Origin of the sequence: Mesorhizobium sp. UC74_2, assembly GCF_042701485.1 — a bacterium.
In the GTDB taxonomy this organism is placed as follows: domain Bacteria; phylum Pseudomonadota; class Alphaproteobacteria; order Rhizobiales; family Rhizobiaceae; genus Mesorhizobium.
In genome coordinates, this window is sequence record NZ_CP170562.1 from 1608166 (window position 1) to 1617501 (window position 9336).

The 9336-nt window shown below is 63.7% G+C and carries 12 protein-coding genes; 3 read left to right on the top strand and 9 right to left on the bottom strand.

Features of this window, described 5'->3' with window-relative positions:
- The first annotated feature begins 222 nt into the window (after positions 1 to 222).
- Positions 223 to 636 (top strand): DUF4128 domain-containing protein, encoded by a 414-nt coding sequence (locus ACFJIU_RS07745; RefSeq protein WP_379069558.1) that lies wholly within the window; start codon positions 223 to 225, stop codon positions 634 to 636.
- Positions 637 to 644: 8 nt separating this feature from the next.
- Here the strand turns inward: ACFJIU_RS07745 and ACFJIU_RS07750 are convergent, their stop codons facing one another.
- Positions 645 to 1370, bottom strand: a complete 726-nt coding sequence (locus ACFJIU_RS07750; protein ID WP_379069561.1) for a hypothetical protein — start codon at positions 1368 to 1370, stop codon at positions 645 to 647.
- A gap of 557 nt (positions 1371 to 1927) precedes the next feature.
- On the opposite strand from ACFJIU_RS07750, the gene ACFJIU_RS07755 reads away from it, so the two are divergent.
- Together ACFJIU_RS07755 and ACFJIU_RS07760 are read left to right on the top strand one after the other, a co-directional pair.
- The gene (locus ACFJIU_RS07755; RefSeq protein WP_379069563.1) at positions 1928 to 2401 is read left to right on the top strand and encodes an iron ABC transporter substrate-binding protein; all 474 of its coding nucleotides are present in this window, start codon (positions 1928 to 1930) and stop codon (positions 2399 to 2401) included.
- Positions 2401 to 2616: a hypothetical protein gene (locus ACFJIU_RS07760; RefSeq protein ID WP_379069566.1), complete on the top strand. Its 216-nt coding sequence runs from the start codon at positions 2401 to 2403 to the stop codon at positions 2614 to 2616. The genes ACFJIU_RS07755 and ACFJIU_RS07760 overlap by 1 nt, the downstream gene beginning before the upstream one ends.
- Before the next feature lie 28 nt (positions 2617 to 2644).
- Here ACFJIU_RS07760 and ACFJIU_RS07765 read toward each other — a convergent pair whose 3' ends face one another.
- The 8 genes from ACFJIU_RS07765 to cbiE form a co-directional block, all read right to left on the bottom strand.
- Entirely contained in the window at positions 2645 to 2932 is a 288-nt protein-coding gene (locus tag ACFJIU_RS07765) for a hypothetical protein (RefSeq protein WP_379069568.1), read from the bottom strand.
- A gap of 144 nt (positions 2933 to 3076) precedes the next feature.
- The gene (cobT, locus tag ACFJIU_RS07770; RefSeq protein ID WP_379069571.1) at positions 3077 to 4087 is read right to left on the bottom strand and encodes a nicotinate-nucleotide--dimethylbenzimidazole phosphoribosyltransferase; all 1011 of its coding nucleotides are present in this window, start codon (positions 4085 to 4087) and stop codon (positions 3077 to 3079) included.
- Between the two features lie 24 nt (positions 4088 to 4111).
- Positions 4112 to 4879: an adenosylcobinamide-GDP ribazoletransferase gene (locus ACFJIU_RS07775; RefSeq protein WP_379069574.1), complete on the bottom strand. Its 768-nt coding sequence runs from the start codon at positions 4877 to 4879 to the stop codon at positions 4112 to 4114.
- Positions 4876 to 6186, bottom strand: coding sequence for a cobyrinate a,c-diamide synthase (locus tag ACFJIU_RS07780; RefSeq protein WP_379069577.1), 1311 nt, complete (start codon positions 6184 to 6186; stop codon positions 4876 to 4878). Before ACFJIU_RS07780 ends, ACFJIU_RS07775 begins: the two co-directional genes overlap by 4 nt.
- Positions 6183 to 6968 (bottom strand): uroporphyrinogen-III C-methyltransferase, encoded by a 786-nt coding sequence (gene cobA, locus ACFJIU_RS07785; RefSeq protein ID WP_379069579.1) that lies wholly within the window; start codon positions 6966 to 6968, stop codon positions 6183 to 6185. Before cobA ends, ACFJIU_RS07780 begins: the two co-directional genes overlap by 4 nt.
- Positions 6965 to 7723, bottom strand: coding sequence for a precorrin-4 C(11)-methyltransferase (gene cobM / locus ACFJIU_RS07790; protein ID WP_379069582.1), 759 nt, complete (start codon positions 7721 to 7723; stop codon positions 6965 to 6967). The genes cobA and cobM overlap by 4 nt, the downstream gene beginning before the upstream one ends.
- Entirely contained in the window at positions 7720 to 8103 is a 384-nt protein-coding gene (locus ACFJIU_RS07795) for a cobalamin biosynthesis protein (protein WP_379069584.1), read from the bottom strand. The genes cobM and ACFJIU_RS07795 overlap by 4 nt, the downstream gene beginning before the upstream one ends.
- Entirely contained in the window at positions 8100 to 9335 is a 1236-nt protein-coding gene (gene cbiE / locus ACFJIU_RS07800) for a precorrin-6y C5,15-methyltransferase (decarboxylating) subunit CbiE (protein ID WP_379069586.1), read from the bottom strand. Before cbiE ends, ACFJIU_RS07795 begins: the two co-directional genes overlap by 4 nt.
- Position 9336: the final 1 nt, after the last annotated feature.

Sequence of the window (9336 nt, forward strand, 5' to 3'; positions counted from 1 at the left end):
AGAGGTGGTCGACTACATCATCCCACGGTCCATTCTGCTCGATGTCGAGAAAGGACCGATCCTCAGGGGCCAAATGACCGCTGTGGATCGCTGCTTGTGCAGTGCGGATAGCCGCCGTGAGTGCGGCTGGGCTTCGGATTGGAACCGTGTTTTCGAACTGATCGCAGCATGTGCAGGACATACTGCGGACTAAGCACACCATCAGTTTCTGGGCTAGAGCAAATGCCATCCATCGAAACATCGATCTGGCTCGCTCTCAAGGCAAGAGTGGAAGCGCTTGTGTTATCGCCAACGCTGCCAATCGCCTGGCCGAACCTGAGCTTCACCAAGCCGTCGACGGGCTATCTGCGCGTCACCCACGTACCGAATATGAACCGCCGGCTGTTCATCGGCTCGGCTGATCCGCATCAGCGTCTCGGGCTGCTCCAAATCGACGTGTTCGGCAAGAAAAACGAGAACATAGCGGTTGCGGTTGAGGTGGCGGGGAAGGTTGCGGCGCACTTCCCGGCCAATCTCAGGATGACCTACGGCGGCGTCACGGTGCGTATCACGGCCGCTCCGATCGTTGCTCAGCCCATGGACGATGACACGCACGTCCTGGTGCCGGTGACGGTCGCCTACGAGTGCATGGATTGATCAATTCCCTAGAGATCGCCCTCTTCTGCCAAGCCTAGCCGCCGGAGGACCAGCCTACCAAGCGATGTAATGTCGTGACCGTTCGCTTTCACCATGCCGGTGTTCGAGTCGAATTCTGGCAAGTCGCCTTTTCGCACGGAATTGAAGCGTGGCCTCAATACCCCGAGGCCCACCAATGCAGAAAGGGCGAGCTCTTTCACTGTCGCCTTGTCCATCTCATCTCGAGACGAGCGCATGTGAATAGACGCGACGTGCAGGAGTTCCTTATGCTTCTCGCGGAATGCAGCGTCCCGCCAATACCTGTCGAGATTGCTTGCTAGAATGATAACCTGATCGTCATCAATCGAACGGAGCAGAGCCAAGATACGCTTTGCCTCTATCCGATCGTTTTCGTCTCCCTTCAATCCAAACGACACCAGGGATGCGATGTAACTCAGCCGCTCCTGAGAGAGAGCTCTGGCTGCTTGAGAGCCGCCTTCTTCAAAAAGGTCAATGGCCTCTGGGCTTTTCGATATTGCGGCCTTCTGTTCGAAAGTGAAACCTTCAATGCGCTCGTCGAGCAGCTTTACGTACGCAACAAGCCTGTCGAACCGTTGGTTGGGAACAATGCTCTCGATCAACTCGGTGATGAACGAGCCGGCGAACGGTAGTAGCCCTGATACCGCGCGGCCCGCCATCACTGCATAGTCTGTTTTCGTATTGCCAAGCTCAGGCTTGCCTTCGTCTTCCGCCATTTGGAGCCCCCACCCATGTGCAGAATCGTCCTGGCGCTATTCTGCGGTACGATCGGCGCGTTCGCTATTGGATATGCGCTGGCCATCGCTGGGGAACCTCAGATGCATTGGGCGATGTGCACGGTGATGCGGCTTTGTTGACGGTCTGTCAGATCCGCCCCTCGGCAAGGCTGACATGAAACCGGAAGCAATCGCTTAGCCCGTTCTTCCGGCTCTCAACCATTGGAAAACCTGCCAGGCTGTGACGCATGCCAGAAGTGCGGATGCGCCGAGTAGAACCAGGTCGGCGACAAAGAGAGCACTGCCCCAGCCGCTATACGGCGCATTGCACTGGAACCCGCCGAAGCCAAAGGCGCAGTAGCTGCTCGTCACCTCTTCAACCCAGAACGCAGCCAAGAGAGCGGCAACAAGCAAAGTCAGGCTGATGTACGGAAGCCGGTGCATTGCCTGCTCATAGCACCGCAAGCCAGTTCCCGGCCATCAGCACACTTGGCCTACAAGTGCTTCGCCTAACCGCCCTTCGGCAAGGCAATCCCACAATCTGGAAGGAAAGACCGATGACGGTGACAACCGCTTCGGGGTCGAAGGTATCGATCGGCCCGACAACCGCCGCGGCGAATGCCGCCGCCTATGCCGCCTTGACCTATGTGTCGATCGGTGAGGTGCAGAACCTCGGCGAATTCGGCGACCAGTCGAACGACGTCACGTTCACCTCGCTGTCCGACGGTCGCGTTCGCCACCTTAAGGGCGCCCGCGATGCCGGCGTGCTCGCCCTGGTCTGCGGCCGCGATCCTCTCGATGCTGGCCAAGTGGCTCTGAGGGCTGCCGAGAAAACCAAATTCGCCTATGCAATCAAGATCGAAGCGGCGGATGCTCTCGACGCGAATGACACCAACAGCGTGTTCTATTTTCACTACCTGGTGCAGTCGGCACGAGACAACTTCGGCGAAAGCGACGGCATCGTGACGACGACTTTCAACCTCGGCATCACGACCGGAATCATCGAAGTTCCAGCGACGGTGGTGCCGTAATGGATCTCGCCAAGTTTGATGGTTTCGCCAAGTCATTCGATGAAGGCATGTTGGTCGAATTCGTCCACCCTGCAACGGGTGAAAAGCTCGGCATGTCGGTCACGGTCGCCTCTTATCAGTCGGAGCGGGTGAAGAAGCTGCAGCGCAAGATGGCCAACGTGGCCATGAGGGAGCAAGATTTCTGTACTTCAGGCTCATCAAAGCCGCGTTCGTGAGTCGGTTCATCAGATCGCGAAAGCACAACTACTTCCCGCAATAGCGGTCGTTGATGTCATTGACCGCATTGGCGTCAGGACCGACGCGGTGATAGGCGCAAGGGCCGACAGCCGTCGTGAACATCTGTTTGTCGTAATAGCGCGGGCCGCCGAACAGCATTTCGACAACGGTGCGTCCGGCCGGCACGTAACGCTCCTCGTGATGAACACGCTGCTTTTTGTGATGGCGCTTCTTCTCGCCGGCGAAGGTTGGCGCGCTCAGGCCAATCGCCAGGACCGCCATGAGTGCGCAGGTTGCGAAGTGCTTCATCGCCATCGAAAATCTCCATGCCGTCGGTCAGAAAGCAGCAGCCAGGGCGAAAGTTCCTGAGCATTGGAGATTCTCCGAAAAGCCGCGCGTTGGCAATGCCGCGCTGGAGGCTTGCCACGGCGCCCGGAGGACACGCTGCCTGCCATCCGGCTATTTTTCCGAAACACCTGCTTCCGCGAAGCTTGCCATGCCTGCGTGGCAGGCCAGCGCCGAGCGGACGAGATTGACGGCGAGGCAGGCGCCGGACCCCTCACCAAGCCGCATGCCAAGATCGAGCAGCGGTGTCAGGCCAAGCGCCTGCAGCAGGCCGCGATGGCCTGCTTCCGCCGAGACATGGGCAGCAAGGGTGTGGGCAAGGCCTGCGGCATGCAGCTTGGCCAGGGGGGCCGCTGCCGCGGTACAGACGAAGCCGTCAAGCAGCACCGGCACGTTGCGGTGACGCGCGGCAAGTGTGGCGCCGAAGATGGCCGCCAGTTCGCGGCCGCCGAGAGCGGCCGCCGCCTTCAGCGGGTCGGCAAGCACCGCGGCATGACGGTCCAGTCCAGCTTCGATCGCAACGACCTTGCGCCTTAGGCCGGCATCGTCGACACCGGTACCGCGACCTGTCCATTTCTCGGCGCCGCCGCCGAACAGGGCAGCAGAGATCGCCGCCGCCGGCGTGGTGTTGCCGATGCCCATTTCGCCCAGGCAGAGCAGATCGAGATCCGCGTCCACGGCATCATAGCCGGCAGAGACCGCGGCGAGGAAAGCCGCTTCATCCATGGCAACATCCTGGGTAAAGTCGCCTGTCGCATGATCGAGGTCGAGTGGGATGACATCGAGCTCCGCACCGGTCGCCCGGGCAAGCTGGTTGATGGCCGCGCCGCCATGGGCGAAATTGGCCACCATCTGCACCGTGACTTCGGAAGGGTAGGCCGAGACACCCTGGGCGGTGACGCCATGGTTGCCGGCGAAAACGAACACTTTCACCCGATCGAGCCTCGGCATGTCGCGGCCCTGCCAGCGCGCCAGCCAGGCGGCGATCGTTTCCAGGCGGCCCAGGCTGCCTTGCGGCTTCGTCAACGTGTCCTGGCGGCGGGCGACCGCAGCCGCGGCCGCCTCGCTGCCGGTCGACAGATCGCGGCAGGCTGCGCGCAGTTCATCGAGTGATTTGAAGGGCATGACGGATTTGTCTCCGAAACGGAATCAGGTGAGTGCGACGGATGCAACGATGAGTACGGCGATTTCGCAAAGCTGCTGCAGGGCACCGGCGGCATCGCCGGTATGACCGCCGATCTGGCTGAGGCAGAGCTTGCGAAAACAAAGGAAGACCAAACCGAGCAGGGCGGCGGCGGCAAGTGCGCCACCAAAGCCCAGCACCAGCAGCGCGATGGCACCGAGGATGATGCCCGCCTGCGCGGTGCCCAGCGAAACCGTGCCGATGCGGGAAGAGAGACCTTCGGCGGTGGTCGAGGGCAGCCAGTGCAGGAAAGCCCCGAGCAGGCCGCGCGAAGCGGCATGGGCGGCGACCAGCGCAAGCAAGGCGGACCAGCCACTGGAAAACTCCGCCAAGGCACTCCAGCGGATGAGGATGCTCAAGCCGAGCGCGGAGGCGCCATAGGCGCCGATGCGGCTGTCATGCATGATCTCCAGCTTGCGCTCCGGCGTGCGGCCGCCGCCGAAGCCGTCGGCGACATCGGAAAACCCGTCCTCATGCAGGGAGCCGGTCGACAGCATCATGGCAGCCAGCGCAAGCGCGGCGGCTGGGCCGGACGCAACGCCGAAGCTTGTCGCCAGCGTGAAGGTGGCCGCGCCGACGATCGCCACCACCACGCCGGCGATCGGGGCTGCCCAGATCGCGTCGGCCAGCTTGCGGTCGCCGAAATCCAGAACCGGCAACGGCAGCCGCGTGAAGAAGACCAGCGACAGCGCGATGTCGGTGGCGGTCCTGGCCGGGGTTGGGCTGGTGCTCATGGGTTCACCGCAATGGCGTGGAAGAACGTGCCGCTGACAAGGCCGCGCCGCGCACCGGAAGCGCCAAGCGGATTGCCCAGCCCGTCGGCAAGCTCGGCAAGCGGTTCATCCGAACCAGCGTCTGTCACCTGTGCATAGTGGAATTCATGGCCGCGCACGACCGTGCCGGCTGGTCCAAGGGCGCAATCGCTCCTAAGCCGGGCTTCGCGATAGCCGAGATTCATCTTGCGCCTGGCAAAGGATGTCGAATGACCGAGCAGCCCGAGCATCGGGTGGGTGACGCTGTCGGCGTCTTCGAGCGCTGTGCCCAGCGTCATGAAGCCACCGCACTCGCCATGGATCGGTTTTGATGCCGCGAAGTGCTGCATGCCGCCGCGGAATCTCCCGGCGGCGGCGAGCCTGCCGGCATGCAATTCCGGATAACCGCCCGGCAGCCAGCAGACATCGCAGCTTGCATCCGGCGCCTCGTCGGCGAGCGGCGAGAAAGGCACGATCTCAGCGCCGGCGTCGCGCCAATGTGCTGCCACGTGCGGATAGACGAAGGTGAAGGCAGCATCCTCGGCCAATGCGATGCGCTGGCCAGGTGGCGGCAGTGCCGCGCTGAAATCACCGATTGCCGGTTGCAGCGGCGCGGCCAGGGCCATGATCGCGTCGAGGTTGAGCGAGGTTTCGGCCATGTCGGCCAGCCGGTCGAGATGCGACATCAACTCCGCATGCTCGCTGGCCTGAACGAGACCAAGGTGGCGCTCGGGCAAGGCAAGGGCTGAATCGCGCTGGATGGCACCCACCACAGGCAAGCCGAGAGCTTCGATGGCATCGGCGCAAAGCTTGCGGTGGCGTTCGCTGCCGAGGCGATTGAGCACGACGCCGGCGATGCTCACATTGGGGTCGTAGCAGGAAAAGCCCTTGGCGATTGCCGCCGCTGTCGTCGACTGGCCGGATACGTCGAGCACCAGAAGCACCGGCAGTCTGTAGAGTCGAGCAAGGTCGGCTGCCGAACCGGTGCGGCCGTCTGGCGACGGAATGCCGTCGAAAAGCCCCATGGCGCTTTCCAGCACCACCAGTTCGGCATCGCCGGCAGCGCGTGCCGCAAGGCCGTTGAGCAGGGAAGGCGGCATCGCCCAGCTGTCCAGATTGACGCCGGGAAGACCGGTGGCGGCGGCATGGAAGCCGGGATCGATATAGTCTGGGCCGGATTTCGCACCGCGCACGCGCACGCCGCGCCTTGCCAGCGCGCGCAGGATGCCGATGGTGACGCTGGTCTTGCCCGAGCCGGAACGCGGGGCGCCGACGATGATGGCGCTCATGATCTGGCCGCCAATCTTTCGCGCATGGCGACGATACCGCCAACGATGATGAGTGCCGGTGAAACGATCGCTTCCCGTGCGGCCGCATCCACCAGCGTGCCGAGGGTGGCGACGACGGTGCGTTCCTGCGGCAGCGTGGCGTTCTCGATCAGGGCGGCCGGCGTGTCGGATGCCAGCCCGCCGGCGAGCAGATCGGCGACGGTCGCTTCCATGTGGGTCAGGCCCATGTAAATGACGATGGGCTGGCCGGTGCGGGCGAGCGCCTGCCAGTCCGGGCGGTCGTCGGAGACCGCGGCAAAGCCGGTCGCCAGGATGATGGCGCCGTTGATGCCCCTCATGGTCGCCGGAATGCCGGCCGAGGTCAGCCCGCCGAAAGCGGACGTCACGCCCGGCAGGACACGATAAGGAATGCCGTTTTCGGTCAGCGCCAGCGTTTCCTCGCCGCCGCGTCCGAAAACATAAGGGTGACCGCCTTTCAGCCGAACCACCTTGCGGCCTTCCCTGGCGAGCTTCACCAGCAGCGTGTTGATCTCGCCCTGCGGGATGGACAACCGGCCGCCGCGCTTGCCGACATAGAATTTTTCAGCCTGCCCGGCGACGTCGATGATCTCCTGCGAGACAAGCGCGTCATGCACCAGCGCATCGGCCTGGCTGAGTGCGGAGAGCACTTCCAAGGTGAGCAGGCTGGGGTCGCCCGGGCCGGAGCCGGCCAGCCAGACATGGCCGGGCTCGAGCTTTGGCTTGTGTGCGGTGAGCTTTTCGAGCGTCGCGGAAAGCATCATAGCCGGTTCCTGAAACGGCGCTGGTAGTAGGCGTCGTAGAGCGAGCTTTCGGTGAAGTCCTCGGCTGCCAGCGAGCGCCCGACGAAGATCAGCGCGGTGCGCTCGATCGGATCGGCGGCCAGTGCGGCTGCTACAGTTTCCAAGGTCGCGCGGATGACGCGCTCGTCCGGCCATGTGGCGCGAAAGACTATGGCGACGGGACAATCGCCGCCATAGTGCGGGGTCAACTCCGTCACCACCTGCTCGATGGCGTGGATGGCGAGGTGGATCGCCAGCGTTGCGCCGGTGCGGCCAAAGGCCGACAAGGTTTCACCCGGCGGCATCTTGGAGGCACGGCCCGAAACACGGGTCAGTATCAGGCTTTGTGCCACTTCCGGGATGGTCAGTTCACGCTTTAGCGCTGCCGCGGCTGCGGCGAAGGACGGCACGCCGGGGGTCAGCGTATAGGCAATGCCGTTGCGTTCGAGGCGACGGATCTGCTCGGCGACGGCGCTCCATACCGAGAGATCGCCGGAGTGCAGCCTCGCCACGTCCTGCCCGGCCTTGTCGGCGGCAACATACTCGGCCTCGATTTCGTCCAGCGACATCGGAGCGGTGTCCACCAGTCTCGTGCCGGGCGCGCAATGGTCCAGCAGTTCCGGTGCCACGATGGAGCCGGCATAGAGGCAGACGGGGCAGGATGCGAGCAGCCTCGCGCCGCGCAAGGTGATGAGATCGGCAGCGCCCGGACCAGCGCCGATGAAATGCACGGTCATGCCGAGGCTCCGTTGACAGCGATGGCGCAGGTAACAGCGCCTGTTATGAGGCGCGGTCCAAGCAGTCGCGCGTTTTTGCCCGCCGCCGCGAGTGCCGCGCCTTCCGATACGGATGGTGAACCGGCAATGGCGAGGGAAGTATCGGAGCGGGTAAGCCCGGCCTGGGTGTTGCCCGCATCAGCGTCCTCAACGACGATCACCTCGAGGCCGAGCAGGTCCGCGGCGGCAAAGATGGCAGCCTCATCGCGCTTGAAAGTGGTGGTGGCGAGCGCGGAAAGCGCAGAGCGATCGAGGTCATGACTGAGAAGGGCTGCGTCGACCGCCGCCAGAACGCCGGCCGCGTCCACGCCCTTGCGACAGCCGATGCCCGCGACGATCATGGCTTGATCCAGCTCCATTGCGTCACCGGCAGGGCTGGCCGCCAGGCCTGCATGGTGCCGACGGGTGCCGCGCGTGAAATGGCGATGCGGGTCAGCGTGCCGCCCAACTCCGCCTGACGGGCGACCAGCAGCGCTTCCATCTCCAGGGTGACGGCATTGGCCACGCAGCGACCACCAGGCGGCAGTGCCTTCAGTGCCGCATCGAAGACACCGGCATCGGTGCCGCCACCGCCGATGAAGATGACATTTGGTGCCGGCAGGCCAGCCAGTGCTTTCGGTGCCTCGCCTTCGATCACCGTCAGTCCCGGTACTCCAAAAGCCGTGGCGTTGTACCGAATGCGCTCGGCGCGCTCGGCATTGGCCTCGATGGCAAGGGCGCTCAGCGAGGGATGCGACAGCATCCATTCAATCGCGATGGAACCGGAGCCCGCGCCGATGTCCCACAAGACCTCATCCCGGCGTGGCGCCAGCGCGGACAGCGTTATGGCGCGCACTTCACGCTTGGTGATCTGGCCGTCGGTTTCGAAGAGATCGTCGGAGAGACCGGAGGCGAGTGGCAGGATCCGCGCCTGCGCTTCCGATTCAATTTCGAGCGCCAGCACATTGAGCGGATTGATGTTTTTGAGATTGAAATCGCTGGCTCTCGCGCCGCGGACGACCTCGTCCGGGCCACCCAGTGCTTCCAGAACGGTCAGCCTGGACGGGCCGAAGCCAAGCTCGGCAAGCAGCGTCGCCAGCCCGGACGGTGCTGTCCCGTCAGAGGTCAATGCCAGGATCCGGGCGCCGGGCTGCAGCAACGGCCGGATCAGGTCGTGCGGGCGACCATGCAGGGAAATCGTCTCGACCTCCTGCAGTGCCCAGCCAAGTCGTGAGGCTGCGAGCGAGATGGAGGAGGGCGCAGGCACCACCACCATGTCAGCGGCGGCGACCTTGCGTGCCAGCGTCACACCGACGCCGTGAAAGAATGGATCGCCGGAAGCAAGCACACAGACGCGTCGGCCGGCGCGATCGAGAACCGCTTCCATTTGCGGATCGAAAGGTGTCGGCCACTGGTGCATCTCGCCGGTGACAAGTGAGCCGGCGAGATCGAAATGGCGCTTGCCGCCGAAAACGAACTCGGCCTCCGCGATCAGTCGCTTGGCCTCGTCGCCCAGACCCGCTACACCGTCCTCGCCGATGCCGACAATGGCGAGCCAGGCTGGTACGGCGCGCGTTTCTTTCTCAGCAGGCATG

Excerpts from the sequence above, each read along its gene's own strand:
- cobT (WP_379069571.1), bottom strand. The coding sequence starts at position 4,087 with ATGCCCTTCAAATCACTCGATGAACTGCGCGCAGCCTGCCGCGATCTG.
- ACFJIU_RS07795 (WP_379069584.1), bottom strand. The coding sequence starts at position 8,103 with ATGATCGTCGCGGGCATCGGCTGTCGCAAGGGCGTGGACGCGGCCGGC.
- ACFJIU_RS07745 (WP_379069558.1), top strand. The coding sequence starts at position 223 with ATGCCATCCATCGAAACATCGATCTGGCTCGCTCTCAAGGCAAGAGTG.
- ACFJIU_RS07760 (WP_379069566.1), top strand. The coding sequence starts at position 2,401 with ATGGATCTCGCCAAGTTTGATGGTTTCGCCAAGTCATTCGATGAAGGC.
- cbiE (WP_379069586.1), bottom strand. The coding sequence starts at position 9,335 with ATGCCTGCTGAGAAAGAAACGCGCGCCGTACCAGCCTGGCTCGCCATT.
- cobA (WP_379069579.1), bottom strand. The coding sequence starts at position 6,968 with ATGATGCTTTCCGCGACGCTCGAAAAGCTCACCGCACACAAGCCAAAG.
- ACFJIU_RS07780 (WP_379069577.1), bottom strand. The coding sequence starts at position 6,186 with ATGAGCGCCATCATCGTCGGCGCCCCGCGTTCCGGCTCGGGCAAGACC.
- ACFJIU_RS07775 (WP_379069574.1), bottom strand. The coding sequence starts at position 4,879 with ATGAGCACCAGCCCAACCCCGGCCAGGACCGCCACCGACATCGCGCTG.
- ACFJIU_RS07750 (WP_379069561.1), bottom strand. The coding sequence starts at position 1,370 with ATGGCGGAAGACGAAGGCAAGCCTGAGCTTGGCAATACGAAAACAGAC.
- cobM (WP_379069582.1), bottom strand. The coding sequence starts at position 7,723 with ATGACCGTGCATTTCATCGGCGCTGGTCCGGGCGCTGCCGATCTCATC.
- ACFJIU_RS07765 (WP_379069568.1), bottom strand. The coding sequence starts at position 2,932 with ATGGCGATGAAGCACTTCGCAACCTGCGCACTCATGGCGGTCCTGGCG.
- ACFJIU_RS07755 (WP_379069563.1), top strand. The coding sequence starts at position 1,928 with ATGACGGTGACAACCGCTTCGGGGTCGAAGGTATCGATCGGCCCGACA.